Source organism: Blautia sp. AF19-13LB (genome assembly GCF_003479105.1).
Taxonomy (GTDB): domain Bacteria; phylum Bacillota; class Clostridia; order Lachnospirales; family Lachnospiraceae; genus Fusicatenibacter; species Fusicatenibacter saccharivorans.
Genome location: NZ_QUGO01000003.1, coordinates 141,587 through 164,773, shown reverse-complemented (window position 1 = coordinate 164,773; position 23,187 = coordinate 141,587). Strand labels below are relative to the sequence as shown.

Sequence of the window (23,187 nt, the reverse complement as noted above, 5' to 3'; positions counted from 1 at the left end):
GGTCCTTTTACACCGTTTCGATTTGCACATACTTTCTTTTCTGTTATAGTGTAACACGATTTTTCCCGGATTGTAAAGTTTTTCTAATAAATTAGCTCACGAAAATAACTCACGTTAATAAATCATTTTCTGGCTGTTTTCACAAATTTTCCCGGATATGGTCGATAAACTTCGTTGCGGCAAGGCTGAATGGCTGTTCTCTTTTCCAGGTAAAAACACTGCGGCAGATGATCGGCGGATCTAAGAATCGTCCGACAATCTCGTCTTCCTTCCATAGTTCGGAGACTCCCTGCACCGTAATGAGATACCCGAGTCCCTTCCGAACCATTTTTGCTCCATTCGTCGGCATATTACAGGTAAATCGAACATTCAGCTTCTGATAATATGCTCCGAACCAGTTGGTAATCTCATTTTGCACATCCTGTCTTCTTGGCAGGATCAACGGAAGATCTTTTAAATCTTCCGGATGTACGACTTCTTTTTGTGCCAGCGGATCATCCGGGCGCATCAGCACCTGCTGCCGCTCTCCTTCTTTCAGACGCACAAACTCATATTTTCCCACATCAACCGGCTCCAGAAGCAGTGCAACATCCATCAGACCACGATCCATCTGCTCTTTCAATACATCTGCTGTTCCCGTCACCAGATCAAACGTCACGTTCGGATATTTTTGGCTGAAGGTTTCGATCAGATCTGCCAGAACATTCACAGACCTTGTCTCTCCGCATCCGATTGTCACATGTCCGTCGATCAGTGCTTCCTGCTCTGCCAGTTCTTTTTCTGTCTTATCAATCAGCCCGATAATTTCTTCTGCCCTGCGGCGCAGCAGGACCCCCGCATCTGTCAGCCGGATTCTCCTAGTTCCCCGTTCAAACAGGATTACCCCCAGTTCTTCTTCCATCTGGGACAGCTGACGGCTTAGGGTTGGCTGCGTGATATGCAGGACCTCTGCCGCACGGCTGATGTTTTCTTCCCGTGCTACGGCAAGAAAATAGCGAAGTACTCTTGTTTCCATATGTCTCCCTCTCGTTTTATTTGTTTCGTTTTTTATTTCTTTCCTGAAGCATATTTGAAAAAGGCTTTTTGCAAACTGCAGAAATGTTTTTCAAACACGCTTTGCTTTTGGGAAAGAATTTTCTTTCTTCTACTATATCGCTTTTTTTGTTTTCTGAAAAGAAAGTATTGATTCTTTTTTTCAAGTATGATACCTTGAAATTATTGCGTACAGAGGTTCTGCGTTAAACTTAACGAAAATTTTCTGTACCTGCTTGCTATCTGCAGAAATCCGAAATAAGCATATCTTTTCTTTTTTCTGATTTCTTACGATGATTTTTTTATTAGGAGGGTTTTACTATGGTTTCACTTTTGCTGCCTGTCATTTATCTGGCATTCATCAGTCTTGGACTGCCGGATTCCCTGCTTGGCTCTGCGTGGCCGGTCATGTACCAGGAACTTGGAACTTCCGTTTCCGCAGCCGGTATCATTTCCATGATTATCTCTGCCGGAACAATTGTTTCCAGTCTGAACAGTGACCGGCTGAACACACGGTTTGGCACCGGAAAGGTCACCGCTGTCAGTGTTCTGACAACCGCTGTGGCACTGTTTGGTTTTTCCATCAGCCATTCTTTCTGGGCCCTGTGCCTCTGGGGAATTCCCTACGGTCTCGGCGCCGGAAGCGTCGATGCCGCTTTGAATAACTACGTTGCGCTTCATTATAAGGCGCGCCATATGAGCTGGCTGCACTGCATGTGGGGTGTTGGCTGCAGTACCGGCCCTGTTGTGATGAGCTGGGCAATCAGTCACCTGAACTGGAACAAAGGATATCTCATCATTTCCATTTTCCAGATTGTGCTGACATTGGTTTTGTTCTTAAGCCTTCCTCTTTGGCAGAAACCTGCCGGAGCTGCCGAAGAGGATACCTCTGTTCCGGCGGAGCGGAGTTTTTCCAGTCTGATCCGTGTTCCTGGTGTCAAAGAGGTGCTGATCTGCTTTTTCTGTTATTGTGCAGTGGAATCTACTGCTGGCATGTGGGCTGCAAGTTACTGTACGCTGTTCCGCGGTATTGATGCACAGCGTGCCGCAAGCTGGGCCAGCCTGTTTTACATTGGTATTACCATCGGACGTTTTATCTGCGGTTTCGTTACCATGAAGCTGAACGATCAGAATATGATTCGTCTGGGACAGTTTTTCATCGCCGTTGGTGCGGTTCTGATGCTGCTGCCGTTTGGCGATTCCCTTCTTTTTATCGGCCTGATCCTGATCGGACTTGGCTGTGCGCCGATTTATCCTTCCATCATTCACGAGACACCGGCAAACTTCGGTGCCGACTTAAGCCAGGGAATCATCGGCATCCAGATGGCCTTTGCTTACGTCGGAACCTGCCTGATGCCGCCGGTTTTCGGTGTTCTCGGCCAGCATATTTCCTTCGGACTGTATCCGGTATTCCTGATGGCCATTTTGATTCTGATGGTTGTAATGGCAGAGCGGATGCACCGCGTAACGGCGGAAAAGAGAAATTCTTATAAAGCCAACTATTAATCCAATTATTCTGCAGCAGAATGGTCCCCTTGGATCAAACTCTGGTATACTGCGTACAAAAAAGTACATCTGATCAGGTTACTCCCTGATCAGATGTACTTTTTGTAAATTTCGGAAATTTTTTCAAGCACGCTCCGCTTCAAACTCTTTCACCAAATCCTCCAGCAGGTTTCTGATCTGCAGGTGCTGCAGACATACTTTCTCACATTTTCCGCATTTCACGCAGTCTGATGCCTTTCTGCCCGGTGCAGTATATACAAGATTGTGATAAGAAATACTGATACATCACGCCAATTTTCCTGTTTCATTCCTCAATCATGCCAAAGACATCTTCAATCTCGCCCATATACAGATAATGGAGATCGCCATCTTTATATAAAGTATCGCGCGTAAATTCCGGCAGATCTTCTTTCTCCATTCTGACCGCATAGATTTTTTTGCAGACAAAGGTCAGCTCTGCCTCTTCAAATCCAACCGCATTTCCCAGCATCTTCGGTGTCAGACTGGTCAGACTGATCTTATCCGGCACATCATTTCCCGATTTTGATCCCAGGATTCCAAGATCCTTCCGATATTTCTCTGGAAAAAAGCAGACCGTAAACTCGTCTTCCTTCTGCAGAATCTGATGCGTCCGGCGGCTTTCCCGGATAAATACGGTAATGATCTGCTTTCCTTTCTTTGGCGGTCCCCAGATCGTCCCCATCGTACCCCATCCGATCGTCATCGTATTATACTCCCTTGGCGTACCCGCAGTACACAAACCCCAGCGGTCATCAAAAATAGAAAACACATCATACTTTGCGGTTTTAAAATTCTCCATCGTAATGTTCATACTACATTCCCCTTTCGCTGATTTGCTTTGTTATCCTTAGCATACCGTACGGTAGTAACTACCGGGCAAGAACTTTTTTTCGAAGCCTTGAATTTTTATAAAAACAGGGAATTTTTTTATTTTAGAAATAAGAATTGTATGTTATACTAATGAACGTTGCCACTCCCAGACAGGCAGAGAAGGGAGGGTTGACAGTGCAAGAACTATTCATTTCATTTTTTCTTTCCGTTATGGCAAGTATAGTAGCCTACTATATCTGCAAATGGCTGGACGGTAAGAAATAACTGGCAGCCAGCCTAAGGTTTAAGCCGCCTTGCCCAAAAGGCACAGAAAGCCCCACGAGTTGCAGCTCGTGGGGCTTTTGTTGACTTTGCAAGCCATTCATTTCATTGCCTATCGGCATTATAGCATATGAAAATTTAAAATGCAATATTCTTAAGTTTTAAAAATAAGATTTCTTTTTCATCTATTTTTCCACAACGCAAAAACCGGAATGCTTACACATTCCGGTTTCCAGTAGAGCGCGAGACGGGATTCGAACCCGCGACCCCAACCTTGGCAAGGTTGTACTCCACCCCTGAGCCACTCGCGCATTTTTCATTTTTTATCTTGTTAAGTGCTCGCTGCACCTTACAAATGATACTATACAGGAACTTCCCTCATTTGTCAACACTTATTTTCAATTTTTTTCAAAAAAATCAAAAAACATCTACGATTCACCCAATTTTCGCCCTTCTGGCGGATCCAGCCGCTTTACCACCGTCCCCACCGTCAGACCTCGCGTGGCTTCGTACCTGCATCGCAGGTACGAAGCCGCACGAGGTCGTCCGAGGTCGTCCGTCCTTTCTCCCCTAAGCCTTCAGAATCGCGCTCAGCACATACTGATTATTTGAGAAGTTTTTCTGCGAAATATCCCCGAGTCTGATCAGGTCAACATCCAGCCACAGCTCCTCTGCTGCCACCATCATATTTGCAAACATAATCCCGAAATTCACCTCATCCCACTTCCGAAGCTTCTCCACACTGTGCTTCTTCGAGAAAATATGAATTCTGTTATCATACACCACAAATCTCCACGGCTGGCTGTTCATACTGGATGGCGACAGTCTCGCCGCTTCCAGCATCTGCGTCATCCACTGCCGCGGCACCTCTTTGAACACACAAAGATCCTCCAGCGGCAGTCTCTTTGCTTCACTTTGCCGTCTCGTATGCGAACCATGACTCTTACCAAAAGCGACGATCCCCACCAGCCGCTTTCCGTTCTTCTCAAGCTCCGCCTTTTTCACACGATTACTTCCGATAAAGCAGGTTCCCAGTCCGATACTGCACAGATACAGCACCATCTGTTCCATAATATAACCCACGTTCATCAGATATCGTTCTGACTCCTCCGAATAAAAAGCCATATAATACGGCGCCTTCACACTGAACATACTGAGCATTCTCTCCTGCCCTTTTCTGTTGTCCAGAATCGCCATATCCACACCGATGCCCGAAAACAGTGCCGGCATCTCCTTATAATGCTCCCAAATCTTATCCAAAGTCTGCGGCGGAAGCGTATCAAAACAATAATTCCTTACTGATTTTCTAACAAAAATAGCCTCATATAAATTCATACTCTCACCCTTACTTCATCTGCTATCCGTCTGTTTTTGTTACAGTTCACTGCTGAATGAACAGTAATATTTCTTTCATAGCCGGCCGCGGCCCGCTCCCCATTTTTACAGGAGCAAAGCCGCATTCCGAAAAATTTACGTTTAATCTTCCGCATTCGACAGAAATACGGAAATTCTCCCTCTTAATCGCAAATATTTTTCAATTTCCAGCTCATCCATTTTTACTCTGTAATAATATTGTAACATATCCAAAAACTTTTTCAAGGGAAAAACGCGCCAAATTTTGTATATTTTTCACACATATTTCCCATCAAATTTATGCAACTTTAAAACCTGTGCTTACGCTTCCGCGGTCAGCTTCTCCAGCTCCTCCACATAAGAAGCAAACACATCCAGCGCCTCTTCCACCGGCTCCGGCTTCGTCATATCGACGCCGCAGATCTTCAAAAGGTCGATCGGATCCATCGAGCAGCCGCCGCTTAAGAACTGTTTGTACTTCTCCACAATACCCGGCTCCCCTGCCAGGATCTTGCTGCTGATCGCAATCGCCGCCGAAAATCCCGTTGCATACTGATATACATAGAACGGTGTATAAAAATGCGGAATTCTCGCCCATTCCAGCGCGATCTGCGGATCCGAAATCATATCCGGTCCGAAATACTCCTTGTTGATCGACAGATACAGCTCCGAAATACCGTCCGCCGTCAGCGTGCCTTCCTCTGCCATCTTCTCATGAATCCGCTTCTCAAACTCCGCAAACATCGTCTGGCGGAACACCGTTCCCTTAAACTGATCCAGGAAATAATTCAGCAGGAAAATCTTCTCCTCTTTTTCTTTCGCATGCTTCAGCAGATAGCGGATCAGCAGTGCCTCGTTGCAGGTTGATGCCACCTCAGCGACAAAGAGGCGGTACTCCGCATACGTAAACGGCTGTGTATGGTTCGAATACCAGGAATGCAGCGAATGGCCCATCTCATGCGCCAGTGTGAAGACCGAATCGATATTTCCGTTAAAGCTCATCAGCACATACGGATGGGAATCGTAAGAACCCCAGGAGTAAGCACCGCTCTTTTTTCCTTCGTTCTCATAAACATCCACCCAGCGCTCCGAAAAGCCCTTGTCCAGCAGTGCCACATAATCATCCCCGAGCACGGCAAGCGCTTTCTTCACGATCTCGATCGCCTGCTCATACGTATATTTCTGCTCGTACTCTTTCGTCAGAGAAACGTAAACATCATACATATGAAGTTCATCCACACCGAGCAGCTTTTTACGCAGTGCCACGTAGCGGTACATCGCCGGCATTTTTGCATGGATCGCCTCGAGCAGCTTGTCGTAAACCGAAACCGGGATATTTCCGCCATCCAGCGATGCAGCCAGTGCAGATGGATATTTTCTTACATCTGCAAAGAATGCGGCCTGTTTCAGATTGGCACCGAACGTTGCGGCGAGCATGTTTTTGTGTTTTTCATACTCCGCATAATACTTCTCAAACGCTTCTTTTCTGACCCGGCGGTCCTTCGACTGTAAAAATCCGACGAAGGTGCCGTGGCTCAGTGGAACCTGATTTTCCTCTTCATCCGTGACCGGCTGGAATTTGAGGTCTGCGTTCGAAAATGCCGAGAAAATCTGATCCGGGCTGGATGCCATCTCTCCGGCTTTTGCAAGAACCGCCTCCATCTCCGGCGAGAGAATGTGCTCTTTCTTGCGGAAATTTTCTTTTAATATGCGATCGTACAGACGGAGCGGCTCATATGCTTTTTCAAATTCTGTAACCGTCTCCTCGTCAAGCTCCAGGATCTCCGGCTCTACGAAAGAAGAGGCATCCGCAAGAACAGCCATCATGCTGTCCATCTTTCCGGCATAGCCCTGATACTTCTGATTTCCCATATCCTGGTGATATTTCTGGCTTGCATAGACATACAGGCTGGAAAAGACGCGGCTGATGTCATCCAGACCGGAAAGAACGTCATACAGCGCTTCTGCACTCTCTTTCATTGTTCCCTGTTTTGCGCGGAACGCTTCTATTTTCTTCGCAAGCTCCTGCTCTGTTTTCTCAAATTCTTCATCACTACCAAACAAACTCGAAAGATCCCAGCAGTACGCCGGATCCATCTCTTCTCTTTTTTTCAGTTTAATTTCTGCCATATTTCTCCCTTCATCCATCTTTTTAGACGGAACTATTTCTGCGGTTTTTCTTCTAATACTAATGTGCCGCACTTACGCTTAGTTTACCACAATTTAACCTCTAAATCTAAAATTTTTTCTTAATTTTCTTGACAAATCCATAAAGCGATTGTATGATTGTACTATCAAATTAATACAGTAGTACAAAAGGAGTGAATGCCATATGCCATGGAATCTTGATTCCTCGCGGCCGATCTATCTGCAGATCATCGAGCGGGTACAGATGGACATCATCACCGGGCGCTATCAGCCGGGCGATAAGCTTCCGTCCGTCCGCGATCTCGCGCAGGAGGCCGCCGTCAACCCGAACACAATGCAGAAAGCGCTTTCCGAACTGGAACGCAGCGGACTGATCTATTCCCAGCGGACCAGCGGACGCTTTATTACCGAAGATAAGGAGTTGATTCATCAGATGAAAAAAGAACTTGCCGCCGCAGAAGTATCTGCTTTTGTTGCCCACATGAAACAGCTCGGCATAACCCCGGAGGAAATCCGGCAGCTACTTGCCGAAACGATTGAGGAGGAAGAAAATCATGAGTGAACTTGTAACGTGTAAAGACCTGACGAAGCGCTTCGGAAACCACACCGCGCTCGATCATCTCAACCTTTCCCTGGATTCCGGGAAAATTATCGGACTGCTGGGGCCCAACGGAAGCGGAAAGACGACGCTCTTAAAGCTGCTGAACGGACTGCTGACCCCGAGTGAGGGTGAAGTCCTCATCGCCGGAAATCATCCCGGTATTGAGACAAAACGGATCGTCTCCTATCTGCCGGATAAAATGTATCTCGGCAGCTGGATGCGCGTCTCGGATCTTTTAACGTATTACAGCGATTTCTTTGAGGACTTTGACATGTCCCGCGCCAATGCCATGCTGGAATCCTTAAAAATCAGCCCGAAGGACCGTTTGAAAACGATGTCGAAGGGAACGAAAGAGAAAGTCCAGCTCATCCTCACGATGAGCCGCCGCGCAAAGCTCTACTGCCTCGACGAGCCGATTGCAGGCGTCGATCCGGCAGCACGCGATTACATTTTATCTACGATTTTAAACAACTACGAACCAGACGCATCCATCCTCATCTCAACACATCTGATTTCCGATGTCGAAAATATTCTCGATGAGGTCATCTTTATCCAGGAGGGCCAGTTAAAACTGCACGCCTCGGTTGAGGATATCCGGATGCAGGAGGGTGAATCGATTGATTCTTATTTCAGGGAGGTATTCAAATGTTAAAAAAATGTCTGAAACATGAGTGGAAAGCATGCTGGAAAAACATGGCGCTGCTGAACGGTGCCGCCATTTTCATGGGCGCTCTCGGAGGCTTCGGATTCCTCTTTTCCCAGATTTCTGAGCTGCCGGATCTGCTGATCGTCCTCTATCTGTTTGCATACGTTTTGATTGTGATCGCCGCATCCGTCATGACACAGGTGCTGATGATCCAGCGCTACTATAAAAATCTTTTTACCGACGAAGGGTATCTGACCAACGTCCTTCCGGTATCGGCAACGGATCATATTCTCTCCAAAATGCTGGTTTTCGGCGCATGGAGCATCTTAAACGCACTTTCCGTTCTCGCTTCCTTCGCTTTTTTGCTTCTGCCGTCCGCAATCCGGTATTTTACCGCAAACACCCTGCTTTTTTACAACAAGACCATGACCTTTTCCGATTTTCTGTCCTATCTCTGGGCACAGATTACCGGTGTTGCCGATGCTGCTTTTTCCCTGATCGGCATCACGAACCACATCGGTATGGCACTGTTTTCCATCGTTGGCTTCTTCGCTTCGCTGTTCTTTGGCATTCTTCTGTTCTATGCCGCCATCAGCATCGGAAGCCTGGTATCCAGCCACAAAATTCTGACGGCTGTCCTCTCTTACATCGGCATGACTACCGTGATCCAGATCTTCGGCGGAATCAGCATCGTCCGTGTTTTCCAGGACTCCACACCGACTGCTGTGGTTACCACATCCTCGGTTTCCACCCTTATCATCACCGTGGTGCTCTGCGTTGTTCTGTTCCTGATCTGCCGCTATATCTTAAGCAGACGGCTGAATCTTTCATAAAAATTGCATTAAAAAACGCCGCCGCGGACGAACCGAATCGTCTGCGGCGGCGTTTTGTATGCATGTTCTGCACTTATGCCAGATGCCAGATATCCTCGTTGTACTGTGCAATGGTACGGTCGGAGGAGAAGAAGCCTGCTTTTGCGATGTTGATCAGGCACTTCTTGTTCCATGCATCTTTGTTCTCGTAGTCTTTGTATACTCTTTCTTTTGTCTTGATGTACTCTTTCAGGTCGAGCAGCGTCATGAACCAGTCTTTGTTCAAGATCTCTTTGTAGAGTCTCTCCAGGCAAACCTTGTCGCCGATAGCAAGAAGCTCATCGCTGACGATGAAATCAACCAGCTTTGCAATCTCCGGATCTTCGTCATAGATGTCTTTTGAGCAGTAAGCAGCATCTGCGTACAGGTCGATGACATCCTGCGGTTTCTTTCCGAAGATGTAGATGTTCTCTTTTCCGACAAGATCGCCAATCTCAACGTTTGCACCGTCTTCTGTTCCAAGCGTCAGGGCACCGTTCAGCATGAATTTCATGTTTCCGGTTCCGGAAGCCTCTTTGGATGCCAGGGAGATCTGCTCGGAGATATCTGCTGCCGGGATCACCTTTGCAGCTTTTGATACGTTGTAGTTCTCAAGCATAATCACTTTGAAGTACGGGCTTACCTCAGGATCGTTATCAATCAGCTCCTGCAGGCACAGGATCAGATGGATGATATCTTTTGCGATGATATAAGCCGGTGCAGCCTTTGCACCGAATACCATGGTGATCGGGGTTTTCGGCTTGTTGCCGCTCTTGATATCCATGTATTTGTAAATAGCGTACAGGGCGTTCATCTGCTGGCGTTTGTACTCATGAAGACGTTTTACCTGTACGTCGATGATGGAATTTTCATCCAGCGCGATATTCTGTGTCTCATACAGGAACTGTTTGAGATCCAGTTTGCGGTTGTGTTTGATCTCCTCAAGTTTTGCAAGAACCTTCTTGTTGTCTTTGTATTTAAGCAGTTTTTCCAGCTCGTCGGCATCTTTTTTGAATCCCGGTCCGATCAGGCTCTCAATATACTGTGCCAGTTCACGGTTGCAGTGCAGCAGCCAGCGGCGGAAAGTGATTCCGTTTGTCTTGTTGTTGAATTTCTCCGGATAAATATCATAGAACGGTTTCAGCTCGGAGTTTTTCAGGATCTCGGTGTGCAGTGCTGCAACGCCGTTAACAGAAAATCCGTAGTGGATATCCATGTGTGCCATGTGGACGCGCTGATCCTTGTCGATGATCGCTACTTTCTCATCTTTGTATTTCTTCTTTGCCTGTGCGTCCAGCTCGTGGATAATCGGCATCAGGTGCGGAACAACCTCCTCGAGGTAATCGATCGGCCATTTTTCCAGTGCCTCTGCCAGGATGGTGTGGTTGGTGTAAGCACAGGTCTTGCTTACAACATCGATGGCTTCCTGCATGGTAAAGCCTCTCTCCTGCAGCAGACGGATCAGCTCCGGAATGACCATGGACGGATGGGTATCGTTGATCTGGATCACAACGTGATCATACAGCTTATGCAGATCGTAGCCCTTCTGCTCGCACTCCATCAGGATGAACTGTGCACCGTTGCTGACCATGAAATACTGCTGGTAGATACGAAGCAGCTGTCCGGCACGGTCGCTGTCATCCGGGTAGAGGAACAGTGTCAGGTTTTTCTGGATCTGATGCTTGTCAAAGTTGATGCTGTCTGATGGAACGATGCTCTCATCTACCGTGTCTACATCGAACAGATGCAGACGGTTACAGCCATTGTTGTAACCCGGTACGTCGATATCATACAGCGTAGAATGCATCGTGAAGTTTTTATACGGAACTGCAAAGGATACCGGCTGTCTGACGAGCCAGCTCTCATTTGTGATCCATGGATTTTTCACTTCTTTCTGTTTGTGGTCGACCAGAAGCTGGCGGAACAGACCGAAGTGATAATTAAGGCCGATACCGTCTCCCGGCAATCCAAGTGTTGCGATGGAATCAAGGAAGCATGCTGCCAGACGGCCAAGGCCTCCGTTTCCAAGGGACGGCTCCATCTCCATCTCCTCGATCTCCGTCAGTTCTCTTCCGTGAGTAGCGAGTGCTTTTTCTACTTCCTCGTACATACCAAGGTTGATCAGGTTGTTGGACAGCAGTTTTCCGATCAGAAACTCTGCTGAAATATAATACAGCTTCTTATTTCCGGTGTTTCTTTTACGACCTGCCATCTCCTGTTTGGTGATAACCATCAGGGCTTCAAAGATTTCGCTCTTTGTGCAGTTGTCCAGATCTCTTCCAAAACGCTCTTTTAAGATTGCCTGAATTCTTTCTTCCATTCTTTTTTCTCCTCGTGTTGCTGTGGAAGATTCCCACAGTGTAATTTGGTTGCGCTGCCGTTCCAGATTTTCTGCGATCGGCAGCTTTCACAGTTCCATTCAAAGCTTTTCCCTGAATGGGACGGTTCACTTCTGAATCACTTTTTTGCGGCAGCGAAACTGCAAGGGTTTTACTGCTGCGCGATCCGCGACTTTGTGGATTCCCTTACGACGAGTTCCCCATCGTATACTTTGCTGCAGGGTTCTTCTTTTCCTGAAATTAAGGAAAACAGCATCTTTGCCGTCTCTGCAGCAAGCTGCTCCACCGGCTGGCGGATCGTTGTGATACTGGGTATATAATACTCTCCCGCATCAATTCCGTCAAATCCTGCAACGGAAATATCATCCGGCACGGTAAGCCCGGCCTCTTTTAAGGCACGGCACGCACCGATTGCCAGCGTATCCGCGGTGGCATACAGCGCGGAAAACTCCGTCTTTTTTTCCAGAATTTCTTTTGTTATCTTGTACCCTGTGGCGAAAGAATACGTGTCGTCCTTCGTCATATGAAATACCAGATCAGGGTCATAAGGTATCCCATGATCCAGTAAAGCCTGGCGGTACGCATTCAGACGGAGGCGTCCGATACTGATGTCGTCCTCGCAGGCGGTAATGATGGCAATGCGCCGGTGCCCGAGACCACAGAGATAATCTACCATCTTATAGCTTTCCCTGTAGTCATCGACCGATACGCTCGCGCACGGTTTTCCTCCGTCTGAAACCGCCCCGATTGTACTGATCACGTACGGAACCGGGATCTGCGCCATTTTCTCATGCGGATGCGTAAAGTTTCCGCCGAGGAAAATGATGCCGCGCAGCCGTTTTTCTTTGACGATCTCGATCGCGGAGTCTACCTCATTTGCCTTTTCCTCTACTCGCTCAATAATGCAGGCGTATTTCTTTTTTCGCACAACCTCTTCAATCACACTGATCATGTTGTTGAAGAACATGTTGTCCATGCCTTTTACCAGAATGGCAATCGCTTTGGCATTCGACCGCTTCAGATTTCTGGCACTGTTGTTCGGTACGTAATTCGATTCGGCAATCACCTTTAAAATCATCTCTTTTGTTTCCGGGTTGATGTCCGGATGATTATTCATCGCTCTCGATACAGTACTCACGCCTACCTTACATTTGCGGGCAATGTCCCTGATTGTTACCTGTTCCATATTCTGCAGGCCTCTCCTTTAAACTCTGTACCTGTTCTGCCGGAATCTCTTCCGGCTTGTTTTCCCGGCCTGTTTTGCTTTCTCTCCGGCGCGTATTTTTATTTTGCAATACGTGCTGTAATCTGTGTCAGCCGGTGAATTCTCTTTGCCATTTCCGGTGTAAACTGTCCCGGAAGCAGGCGCCATTTCCAGTTATTTCCAAGTGTAGACGGATAGTTAATTCTCGCTTCCGTTCCAAGACCTAAAAATTCCTGCATCGGAGTGACAGCCAGATTTGCCACGCTCTCCATTGACATGCGAATGAAATCCCACGGGAGTTCCTCGTCGGTACTCTTTGCATTTCCCATATACTCTTTGGAGAATTCGCGGTCTTCCTCACTCATGACATAATACCATCCAAGAATGGTATCATTGTCGTGTGTTCCGGTGTAGACAACACAGTTTCTCTCGTAATTGTGCGGCAGATAATCACTCTCCTCACGGGAGTCAAAAGCAAACTGCAGCACCTTCATACCCGGATAGCCGGATTCTTTCACCATTTCGATCACGCTCTCGGTAAGATATCCCAGGTCTTCTGCGATGACATCCACATCGCCGAGCTTTTCTTTGACGGTGTTGAACAGATCCATGCCCGGTCCTTTTTCCCAGTGGCCGCGCTCTGCCGTCTGATCACCGAACGGGATGGAATAATATTCATCAAATCCGCGGAAATGGTCGATGCGGACAGTATCGTACAGTTTAAACACGTGAGCCAGACGTAACAGCCACCATGCATAACCTGTGCTCTTATGATAGTCCCATTTGTATAACGGGTTGCCCCAGAGCTGTCCGGTTGCGGAGAACGCATCCGGCGGGCATCCGGCAACTGCTTTTGGCTGGTTGTCCTCATCAAACTGGAACAGAACCGGATTTGCCCAGGTATCGGCACTGTCAAATGCAACATAAATCGGAATATCACCGATGATACGGATACCCTTTTCATTTGCGTATGCCTTCAGTGCTTTCCACTGTTTCAGGAACATAAACTGCTGGAATTTGTAAAATGCAATCTCCTCGGCAAGTTCTTCCCGTTTCTGATTCAGTGCTGCTTCTTCTCTGTCCTTTAATTCTGCCGGCCACTCACTCCAGCTGATTCCGCCGAGTGCATCCTTAATCGCCATATACAGCGCATAATCTTCCAGCCAGTAACCATTTTCCGATACAAATGCATCATATACGTCATCTGCCGCAAATCTTTCAAATGCTTTTCTGAGTACTTTGAAACGGGACAGATAAATCTTTTCGTAATCAATATACTCTGCATTGTCGCCGAAATCGCACGCATCACACTCTTCTTCTGTCAGAAGTCCCTCTTTTACCAGGGTCTCCAGATCAATAAAATATGGATTTCCTGCAAAAGTAGAGAACGACTGGTACGGCGAATCTCCATATCCCGTCGGTCCAAGTGGAAGAATCTGCCAGTAGCTCTGGCCGGCCTCCTCCAGGCGATCCACAAATTCATACGCTTCTTTCGAAAAACATCCGATACCATATCGGGACGGCAGCGAAGCTACCGGAAGTAAAATACCACTTGCTCTCATTTTTAAACCCTTTCTCCTTGTCGTTTTTTCTATCCATCCGACCCCACAAATACATAATTCCTGTTCACGGATACGCAGCAAATTGTAACTTATACAGCCCTTCTAACCAGCTCATTTTGTTTCGTAAAAACAGGGCTGTCGGTATCTCGTCTGCATTTCCGGAAACGGTGTCGGTAACGTTTCCGGAACTCGTTATATTTACAATACCATACTCTGCATCAAAAAACAACCCCCAACCCCCTTATCATATTTACCAAATATTGAATACTCTGTTTATTCAAAACAACGAATTTGCATTTTTGTAACGATGCAAAGCCATACATAAAAAGACAGCATGCGGGGACGGAACCGCTTTGGTCACTTAAAAATCATGAATTTTTCAAGCCTCCCATATAGGTTCTGTCCCCGCATGCTGTCTTTTGCGGTATCTGTTTTTCACTTAAAACTCCAGAATTATCTTTGTTCCAGTTCCAAGTGTACTCTCAATTTTAATCTTCGCATCATGAAGAATCGCTCCATGCTTCACAATGGAAAGTCCAAGTCCCGTACCTCCCGTTTCACGGGAATGACTCTTATCTACACGATAGAACCGTTCAAAGATCCGCTCCTGATCTTCCTTTGCAATTCCGATTCCGGTATCTGCCACAGATACCACTGCCCGTCCGTTTCTTCCGCGGGAAACCGTCACTTCGACCTCACCGTCCCTGCGGTTGTACTTGATCGCATTGTCGCAGAGATTGTAGATCATCTCATAAAGAACCTGCCGTGCACCTTTGATCCGGCAGCTCTCTCCTCTCAGTGTCATCTTCACCTGCTGCTCCTTTGCCCGTATGGAAAGATGTCCCTCGACATCACGGCAGATCTGCATCAGATCCACTTCCTCCATCGGGATCGACTGGTCGTTCTCGTCCAGTCTGGACAGCTTGATAATATCCTCGACAAGAGAGCTTAACCTGCTCGCCTCACTGTGGATTCTTCCCGCAAATTTTGGAATATCCTCCGGTTTCACCATGTTATTTTCTATGATCTCCGCATATCCGGAAATTGACATCAGTGGTGTTTTCAGCTCATGTGACACATTGGCAGAAAACTCACGGCGCATCACCTCCGCTTTCTGTTTTTCTGTCACATCCAGCACCAGGATGACCGCACCGGATACAACATTGTCCACACGCACCGGATTAGCAAGAAGCTGATAGACTCTTCCGTTTAATTCCAGCATCCGCTCCTCGGAACTGCCCTCCAGAGCATGATCCAGCGCCTCCTTCAGCTGCTCATTGCGGCTGACTGTCACAATATTGTGATTGATGCACTCCTCTGCCGTCACATCAAACAAATTCTGTGCCGAGCGGTTGATGGAGAGTACAACCGACTGGTTTGTCACGATCAGACCATCCTTCATATATTCCGTGATGGCAAGATACTCCTCCTGATTATGGCGGAGCTCCTCCATCTGCTGCTGAATCTGCTTCTGCTGCTGATGAATTCTGCCAAGCAGCGGACTCAATTCCTCATACGCTTTGTTGTCCAGCGGATGATTCAGATCAATCTCATTGATCGGCTTTACAAGCGCCTTTGTCATATGACTGACCATCATCAGCTCTACGACAAGAACTGCCGCAATCAGCACAGCCACAAGCCATATATTCCGCAGCATCACACCGAACACACTGTCTGTTGTCAGGGAAACACGGATGATTTTTCCATTGTCCAGGCGCAATGCCGTATAATATGTTTTGCTCCGCAGGGTCTCGGAATAACGGGAAATATTGCTTTCCCCGGTCTTTTCCGCCTCAATCACCTCCGGCCGCCCAGAATGGTTTCCCATCATCTTCGCATCCTCGACCGAATCAAACAGAACGGTTCCGTCCGTGTCAATCAGGGTAACCCGGCTTGCCGTAATCTTGCCGGCCGGTTTATCCAGACTGTCATCACCCATCTTGTCCAGAAAATACCTGTAATACTCACATTCATTTCTCACCGAAACACGAAGCTGCTCCGCCGTATTGTTGTACATTGCCCAGCTCATGGTGAAAAAAGTCAGGATAATCGCAGCGATAATCAACGCTCCCGCATGTTGAAAGACTTTTTTACGCATCTTACTTTCTCAGCCTCCTATCCGGTATCCCACGCCGCGGACCGTCTCGATCAGCTCGCCGCATTCGCCCAGCTTCTGGCGGAGTGTACGCACATGAACGTCTACCGTACGGGTTTCTCCGTCAAAATCATAGCCCCAGACATGGCCGAGCAGACGGTCTCTCGTAAGGACAATTCCTTTATTTTCCATTAAAAATTTCAGCAGTTCAAACTCTTTTAAGGTCAGAGTAACCTTCTCCCCTTTGGCCAGAACCTGATGCTGCTTTACCTGGATCTGCAGATCCCCGGTCTCCAGCACATCGTTTTCCTTCTCTTCTTTTCCGGCACGGCGCAGCACGGCACGTACCCTTGCGATAAATTCCATCATGCCGAACGGCTTGGTAATATAGTCATCGGCTCCGCAGTCCAGGCCCATGACCTTATCATACTCAGCGCCCTTTGCCGTTACCATAATGACCGGAATTTCTTTTGTTACTTCCGATGCCTTGAGGCGTGAAAGAATTTCAAGACCATCCTCTCCCGGAAGCATGATATCCAGGAGAATCAGATCCGGAAGCTGTTCTGCAATAGCTGCATTCAGCTCTTTTCCGCTTTCCAGGCCTCTTGCGGTAAAACCGCTCGATTCCAGTGTGTATACGATCAGTTCCCGTATATTTCTTTCATCTTCCACGCAGTAGATCATCTGTTATTCCCCTTTATGGTGACCGTTAATGGAGTACACAACCCATTCCGCAATGTTTGTTGCATGGTCACCGATTCTTTCATAATATTTTGCAATCATCAGATAGTCCAGAGACTGGACATCTGTGGTAATTCCCTTTCGCATACCCTGCAGAATTTCATCCTTGACCTCATCAAAAAGATCATCCACGATATCATCGAAATCGATAACCTCCCGTGCAAGCTTCAGATCCTGCTTAACGTATGCATCGATGCATTTTGTTACCATAGAAGCTGTTGCTTTCGCCATATCCTTCAGACGGATGCTTGCATCCGGCACACCAAGACTCGTTACTTTTACGATATCCGCAATATCCGCTGCCTGGTCTCCGATCCGCTCCATATCGGTAATCATTTTTAATGCCGCAGATACCTGGCGCAGATCACGTGCTACCGGCTGCTGCTGTAAAATGATGCGGAAGCAGAGATCCTCGATCTCCCGTTCTTTCGCATCGACAACCTGGTCTTTTTTGATAATCTCTTCTGCCGCTCTCTGGTTTCCCTCCAGCAGAACCTCATATGTCCGTCCGATTGCCTGCTCGCAGAGTGCGCCAAGCTCAATCAGCTCCGTGTGCAGAATTTCCATCTGCTGCTCAAATCTTTCCCTCATATCAGCCAAACCTCCCTGTAATGTAATCCTCTGTCCGTTTATCCTTCGGCATGGAGAAGATCTGTTCGGTCTCTCCGTATTCTACTACCTCGCCTAACAGGAAAAATGCGGTTTTGTCGGAAATTCTGGCTGCCTGCTGCATATTGTGTGTTACCATGACAATAGTATAATCTTTTTTCAGTTCTACCGCAAGATCTTCGATTTTGGAAGTAGAAATCGGATCCAGTGCTGAGGTTGGTTCGTCCATCAGAAGAACCTCCGGCTGTACAGCAAGGGCACGCGCAATGCAAAGACGCTGCTGCTGTCCGCCGGACATGCCAAGTGCGCTTTTCTTCAAACGATCTTTCACCTCATCCCAGATTGCTGCCTGTCGAAGAGACTGTTCCACAATGTCATCCAGCTTCGCTTTGGAACGGACACCATGAGTTCTCGGTCCGTAGGCGATGTTGTCGTAAATGCTCATCGGGAATGGATTTGGCTTCTGAAATACCATACCGACCCGTTTGCGGAGTCCGTTGACATCCATTTTCCCGCCGTAGATGTTTTCTCCGTCCAGCAACATTTCACCGGTGATCCGGCAGCCCGGAACGAGATCATTCATTCTGTTGATGGATTTTAACAGGGTCGATTTACCACAGCCGGAAGGTCCGATAAAAGCCGTCACCTCATTGGCATCAATGCTCAGATTGATATTTTTTAAGGCATGAAAGTCTCCGTAATAAAGATCCATATTGGATACATCTATTTTACTCATGTTTTTTCCTCGTCTCTCTTTTATTTCTTTACAATTTTCTTCGCAATCATTCCGGAACAGCCATTGATCAGAAGGACGATCAGCATCAGGATGACGCCGGTTGCATACATCTGATTCATATAGAGGCCTTCACTGGAAAGTGCATACATATGAACGGCAAGGGTACGGCCGGAATCCATAAGGCCTGCCACCTTTGCAATCGTTCCTGCTGTGAAAAGAAGTGCTGCCGTCTCTCCTACGACACGGCCTGTCGCAAGAATGACACCGGAAAGAATGCCGGGTACGGCAGATGGAAGAACAATTTTAAAAATCGTACGAAGCTTTCCGGCTCCCAATCCAAAGCTTGCTTCCCGATAAGAATCCGGAACCGATTTTAAGGCTTCTTCTGCTGTTCGCATAATCAGCGGAAGAATCATGATGGCAAGGGTACAGGCACCGGACATCATCGAGTATCCCATTTTCAGGGTTTTCGTAAAAAACAGCATACCAAACAAACCGTAAACGATCGACGGAATACCGGAAAGGGTCTCTGCCGTAATCCGGATCAGGCCAACCAGTTTTCCGCGTTTATTGGCATATTCAACCAGATAAATCGCCGAGAAAATGCCGAGGGGCGCAGCAAGCAGCAGGGAAAGTACTGTCATCGTAACAGTGTTGATGATCGCCGGAAGCATCGTAACATTCTCTGTATTATAGGTCCAGGCAAACTGCTCCAGTGTCAGGTTTTTCACGCCACGAATCAGAATGAATCCAACCAGGAAAACCAGAACGGCAAGTGCAAGAATAGCTGCTCCCCAGGTAATTCCGGTCAGCACGGAGGAAAAAACACTTTTGTGATACGTAACCTTTGTTCTTTCTTTTTCTTTTGTATTTATTTTTACAGCTTCCATTGTATTTACAGCTCCATTTCCTTTAATCACCATAATGTACCCTCCGGTTCAGCATAGACACCGATAAATTGATCAGCAGGATAAAGACAAACAGCACAACACCCGTTGCAATCAGCGCTTCCCGGTGAAGTCCGGATGCATATCCCATCTCCAGTACAATATTGGCTGTCATGGTACGAAGGCCTTCTGTGATTCCTTTTGGCATACGAGGTTGGTTTCCGGCAATCATAATCACTGCCATCGTCTCTCCGATGGCGCGTCCGATGCCAAGAACGATGCCGGCCAGGATTCCGGATTTTGCCGCCGGGACAACTGCAAAGAAAACGCTCTGGGAATGCGTTGCACCAAGGCCAAGGCTTGCTTCATAGTAGGATTCCGGAACGCTTGTAATGGCGGATTCTGTTACACCGACCACGGTCGGAAGAATCATAACGGCCAGAAGAATAGATGCCGTCAGCATTGTGTTTCCGTTTTTGCCTGTCAGCTGTGCCATCAACGGGACGATCACAACCAGTCCGAAAAATCCATATACGATAGACGGAATACCGGCCATCAGGTTAATACCTGATTTGCAGATGCCGTAAAACTTTTTCGGACAGTAACGGGAAAGAAACACCGAAGTAAGAATGGCAACCGGCACACCCATCAGGATTGCAAGGCCGGTCACGCAGATACTGCCGACAATCATCGGCAGGATACCGAAAATGTTGTTTCCCGGTTTCCACACGGTACCGGTCAAAAATTTCAGCGGTCCGATTTTAAAAATGGCAGGAACGCCATTCATGAACAGGAAAATGCAGATCAGTGCAACAGCCAGTACGGAGCAGCATGCCGCAATCAGGAATACAAGTTTCATGATCGTTTCTCTTAGTTTCATAAGATAAATCCTTTCCTTTCATTGTTTCGCGGAGCGTGTTTGAAAAAGACTTTCGTTTTTTCTTACGAACTGCTTTTTCAAGCACGTTCCGAAAGACAGCTTCTTTTTCTGAACATTTTCGGATACGGAAGTAAGAGCGATTTTCCATTGTTCGCCCTTACTTCTTTTTCCATTGCTTTATACATTCTTTATTTTACATCTGCCCAGTCGGTTGTGTCGCCAACATAGATGCTCTTTACCTGATCGCTGGTCAGCCCGTCGGTCGGGTTCTCTTTGTTTACAATGACAGCAATACCGTCGGTTGCGATTACGGTTGCGGTAAGCCCTGAGGATTTCTCCTCATCCTTTAAGTCACGGGATGCCATACCGATGTCGCAGAGACCGTCGCTTGCGGAAGTGATACCTGTTGTGGAATCGCTCTGCTGTACTTCGATGTTAGCGTTTGAATTTACTTTTGTATAAGCCTCTTTTAATTTTTCCATCAGTGGTGTTACAGAGGAAGATCCTGCTACCACAACCTTTTCACCGCTGCAGTTTCCTTCGTAGGCTTTGGTATCTTTGATTGCAATATATCCGTCATCTGAAACAACCTGCTGTCCGTCGGTGCTTAAGATGTAGTCCATGAAATCCTGCGCATCTGCGGAAAGACCGTCTTTTGTTACAATGTTGAACGGACGGCTTACTTTATAGGAACCGTTTTCTACGTTCTCTGCGCTTGCCTCTGCTCCGTCGATTTTCAGTGCTTTGACTTCATCATTTAAGGATCCAAGAGAGATATAACCGATTGCGTACTGGTTACCTGCCACTGTGCTCATCATAACGGAAGTATTGTTGGTGATCTGTGCATCAACGGTGGTGTTGTCTACTTTCTCACCTGCATCGTTTTTCTCTTCTACACCGAACAGCTCGATGAATGCACCTCTGGTACCAGAACCATCCTCACGGGAGATCACGCTGATCTGTCCGGAGAAATCTCCGCCTGCTGCGGTGCTGTCACCGTCTGTGCTGCCATCTGTCTCTGCTGCAGAAGCCTCTTTTGTAGTGTCTGCTGTGGAAGAACTGCTGCTGTCGCTGCTTCCACATCCTGCAAACATTCCTGCAGCCATCATTGCGGTTAAGGTGATTGCAATTACTTTTCTCTTCATAATATTCTTTTCTCCTCTTTTCACACGGGATTTTTGTGATTTCTATTTTGTAAAATCGCAATCCCGACGTTTTTTACATTTCGTTTTTACAGGTTTCATCATAACAACGGCGTGTAAAATGCAAAATCTCAGAGATGTTAAGTTTATGTAAAACATGAGTTTTTTCTTTTTTACATTCCATTTTTCCGGTCGTAAACCGCTCCGTCACATCTCTCGCAAGTGGCACATTTTTTCCGCGCAGTGCAATCCTGCCCAAAGGATCTTTTTCTCCGCAGGAAATTCCAACAAGATTTCCCATAGAAAAAAAGGCTCCCCGGAATACTCTTTTTTCAGAGTATTCCGGGGAGCCTTTTTCTAAAGCATATGCAAAAGCGGATATTCGCAATCCTCTTATTCCGTCACCGGCACGTCAAGCTTTTCGGACGCTTCTTTTAACAGGTCAATGATCGGCAGATGCTGCGGGCATACACTCTCACACTGACCGCACTGCACGCAGTCTTCTGCTTTTCCCGATGTTTCCAGCAGCTTTTTATAATAATTTTTCGCGCGGTCTTCTTCTCCATACAGGCGGATGGTATTCAATGCCTTGAATACATCTGGAATCGCGATTCCCATCGGACATCCGTCGCAACAGTAACGACAGGCGGTACATGGAACTGCCGGACTCTTTTTCAGCGCTTCCTGTGCTTTGGCGATCACTGCTTTTTCTTCCTCATTTAACGGTACAAAATTTCGGAAGGTTTTGATATTATCCTCCATCTGTTCCTCGTTTGACATACCGGAGAGCACGGTTGCAACACCCGGGAGAGAAGCCGCAAAGCGGAGTGCCCAGGACGCAATTGATGCATCCGGATGAACGCGTTTCATCTCTGCTTCAATCTCTTTGCCTGCTGATGCAAGGGAACCGCCCTTTACCGGCTCCATAACAAGGAACGGCATATCGTATTTCCGAAGCACCTCATACAGACGTCCGGACTGGATCAGCGGATTGTCCCAGTCAGCATAGTTCATCTGGATCTGGACAATTTCGACCTCCGGATGCTCGGAGAGAATCTTGTCAAGCAGCTCCGGCGTTCCGTGGAAGGAGAAACCAAAGTGTTTGATCAATCCCTCTTCTTTTTTCTTCTTGGCCCAGTTGAAACAGTCGTATTTCACATAGCCTTCATAGTTTGCGCCGTCTTCTACGCTATGCAGCAGGTAATAATCAAAGTAGCCTGCTCCGGTGCGCGCGAGCTGATCGTTGAAAATGCGGTCACGACCTTCGATGCCCTCGTCCATCATCCACTGCGGGAGTTTTGTCGTCAGAGTAAAACTTTCTCTCGGATGACGCTCTACCAGCGCTTTTTTCACGATACTCTCCGATTTTCCGCCGCAGTACATATAGGCGGTGTCAAAATAGTTCATTCCGGAGGCAAGGTACGCATCGACCATTTTACAGATCTGCTCCAGATCCAGTTTTCCGTCCTTCTCCGGAAGGCGCATCATGCCAAATCCTAATTTCGGCATTTTTGTTACATCTACACTCATGATAAAATCCCCTTTCTTTTCCGCGGAAAACCTTCGTTTCCTCAGTATTGTTGAGAAAATTGTAGCATTAAAGTATACTTGAAAGTCAATAGTTTTTTTTATTTTCGTCAAAATTTTTCTTTGACTTTTTCCGTTTCCGGTGGTATTCTGATAAAAAATTATGATTACAAAAGGAGTAGCACTATGATCTGGAAAAACCAGTTTCTTCACCT

Annotated in this window: 19 protein-coding genes and 1 tRNA gene; 4 read left to right on the top strand and 16 right to left on the bottom strand. The window is 47.1% G+C overall.

Features of this window, described 5'->3' with window-relative positions; translation table 11 throughout:
• Positions 1-139 precede the first annotated feature (139 nt).
• Positions 140-1,015 carry a LysR family transcriptional regulator gene (locus tag DWX32_RS04460; RefSeq protein WP_118659323.1) on the bottom strand — a complete coding sequence of 292 codons (876 nt, stop codon included), beginning with the start codon at positions 1,013-1,015 and terminating at the stop codon, positions 140-142.
• 338 nt (positions 1,016-1,353) lie between these two features.
• Between DWX32_RS04460 and DWX32_RS04455 the strand changes: the two genes are divergently transcribed.
• Positions 1,354-2,538: an MFS transporter gene (locus DWX32_RS04455; RefSeq protein WP_055227985.1), complete on the top strand. Its 1,185-nt coding sequence runs from the start codon at positions 1,354-1,356 to the stop codon at positions 2,536-2,538.
• Positions 2,539-2,842: 304 nt separating this feature from the next.
• On the opposite strand, the gene DWX32_RS04445 is transcribed toward DWX32_RS04455, so the two are convergent.
• The 4 genes from DWX32_RS04445 to pepF all read right to left on the bottom strand — a co-directional run bounded on the left by DWX32_RS04445 (position 2,843) and on the right by pepF (position 7,134).
• Positions 2,843-3,370 (bottom strand): flavin reductase, encoded by a 528-nt coding sequence (locus DWX32_RS04445; RefSeq protein WP_117509337.1) that lies wholly within the window; start codon positions 3,368-3,370, stop codon positions 2,843-2,845.
• Between the two features lie 520 nt (positions 3,371-3,890).
• A tRNA-Gly gene (locus DWX32_RS04435) sits at positions 3,891-3,962 on the bottom strand.
• 259 nt (positions 3,963-4,221) lie between these two features.
• Entirely contained in the window at positions 4,222-4,986 is a 765-nt protein-coding gene (locus DWX32_RS04430) for a nitroreductase family protein (protein ID WP_022462268.1), read from the bottom strand.
• A gap of 339 nt (positions 4,987-5,325) precedes the next feature.
• Positions 5,326-7,134, bottom strand: a complete 1,809-nt coding sequence (gene pepF / locus DWX32_RS04425; protein WP_243004541.1) for an oligoendopeptidase F — start codon at positions 7,132-7,134, stop codon at positions 5,326-5,328.
• A 202-nt stretch (positions 7,135-7,336) separates the two neighbouring features.
• Here pepF and DWX32_RS04420 point away from each other — a divergent pair, with 202 nt between their 5' ends.
• The 3 genes from DWX32_RS04420 to DWX32_RS04410 are packed head-to-tail and all read left to right on the top strand — an operon-like array spanning position 7,337 to position 9,232.
• Positions 7,337-7,714 carry a GntR family transcriptional regulator gene (locus DWX32_RS04420; RefSeq protein ID WP_022462266.1) on the top strand — a complete coding sequence of 126 codons (378 nt, stop codon included), beginning with the start codon at positions 7,337-7,339 and terminating at the stop codon, positions 7,712-7,714.
• Positions 7,707-8,405, top strand: a complete 699-nt coding sequence (locus DWX32_RS04415) for an ATP-binding cassette domain-containing protein (RefSeq protein ID WP_055227982.1) — start codon at positions 7,707-7,709, stop codon at positions 8,403-8,405. Before DWX32_RS04420 ends, DWX32_RS04415 begins: the two co-directional genes overlap by 8 nt.
• Positions 8,399-9,232: a hypothetical protein gene (locus DWX32_RS04410; RefSeq protein ID WP_117760689.1), complete on the top strand. Its 834-nt coding sequence runs from the start codon at positions 8,399-8,401 to the stop codon at positions 9,230-9,232. The genes DWX32_RS04415 and DWX32_RS04410 overlap by 7 nt, the downstream gene beginning before the upstream one ends.
• 73 nt (positions 9,233-9,305) lie before the next feature.
• On the opposite strand, the gene DWX32_RS04405 is transcribed toward DWX32_RS04410, so the two are convergent.
• From DWX32_RS04405 to DWX32_RS04350, 11 genes are all read right to left on the bottom strand, one after another.
• Entirely contained in the window at positions 9,306-11,570 is a 2,265-nt protein-coding gene (locus DWX32_RS04405) for a glycogen/starch/alpha-glucan phosphorylase (RefSeq protein ID WP_117760687.1), read from the bottom strand.
• 170 nt (positions 11,571-11,740) lie between these two features.
• On the bottom strand, positions 11,741-12,775 hold the full coding sequence (locus DWX32_RS04400; RefSeq protein ID WP_117802081.1) for a LacI family DNA-binding transcriptional regulator: 1,035 nt from the start codon (positions 12,773-12,775) through the stop codon (positions 11,741-11,743).
• 98 nt (positions 12,776-12,873) lie between these two features.
• Positions 12,874-14,355, bottom strand: a complete 1,482-nt coding sequence (gene malQ, locus DWX32_RS04395) for a 4-alpha-glucanotransferase (RefSeq protein ID WP_118659322.1) — start codon at positions 14,353-14,355, stop codon at positions 12,874-12,876.
• Between the two features lie 439 nt (positions 14,356-14,794).
• Entirely contained in the window at positions 14,795-16,453 is a 1,659-nt protein-coding gene (locus DWX32_RS04390; protein ID WP_117802079.1) for an ATP-binding protein, read from the bottom strand.
• A gap of 9 nt (positions 16,454-16,462) precedes the next feature.
• Positions 16,463-17,134, bottom strand: coding sequence for a winged helix-turn-helix domain-containing protein (locus DWX32_RS04385; RefSeq protein WP_022462258.1), 672 nt, complete (start codon positions 17,132-17,134; stop codon positions 16,463-16,465).
• Between the two features lie 3 nt (positions 17,135-17,137).
• Entirely contained in the window at positions 17,138-17,782 is a 645-nt protein-coding gene (gene phoU / locus DWX32_RS04380; RefSeq protein ID WP_022462257.1) for a phosphate signaling complex protein PhoU, read from the bottom strand.
• Position 17,783: 1 nt separating this feature from the next.
• Complete coding sequence (gene pstB, locus DWX32_RS04375) at positions 17,784-18,536, bottom strand: phosphate ABC transporter ATP-binding protein PstB (protein ID WP_022462256.1); 753 nt, start codon at positions 18,534-18,536, stop codon at positions 17,784-17,786.
• A 20-nt stretch (positions 18,537-18,556) separates the two neighbouring features.
• Complete coding sequence (gene pstA / locus DWX32_RS04370) at positions 18,557-19,459, bottom strand: phosphate ABC transporter permease PstA (RefSeq protein WP_243036612.1); 903 nt, start codon at positions 19,457-19,459, stop codon at positions 18,557-18,559.
• Positions 19,449-20,303 carry a phosphate ABC transporter permease subunit PstC gene (gene pstC / locus DWX32_RS04365; protein WP_022462254.1) on the bottom strand — a complete coding sequence of 285 codons (855 nt, stop codon included), beginning with the start codon at positions 20,301-20,303 and terminating at the stop codon, positions 19,449-19,451. Before pstC ends, pstA begins: the two co-directional genes overlap by 11 nt.
• A gap of 188 nt (positions 20,304-20,491) precedes the next feature.
• A complete protein-coding gene (locus DWX32_RS04360; RefSeq protein WP_118595001.1) occupies positions 20,492-21,448 on the bottom strand; it encodes a substrate-binding domain-containing protein in 957 nt (318 codons plus the stop codon).
• A 390-nt stretch (positions 21,449-21,838) separates the two neighbouring features.
• The gene (locus tag DWX32_RS04350; RefSeq protein WP_243036613.1) at positions 21,839-22,975 is read right to left on the bottom strand and encodes an aldo/keto reductase; all 1,137 of its coding nucleotides are present in this window, start codon (positions 22,973-22,975) and stop codon (positions 21,839-21,841) included.
• Positions 22,976-23,187: the final 212 nt, after the last annotated feature.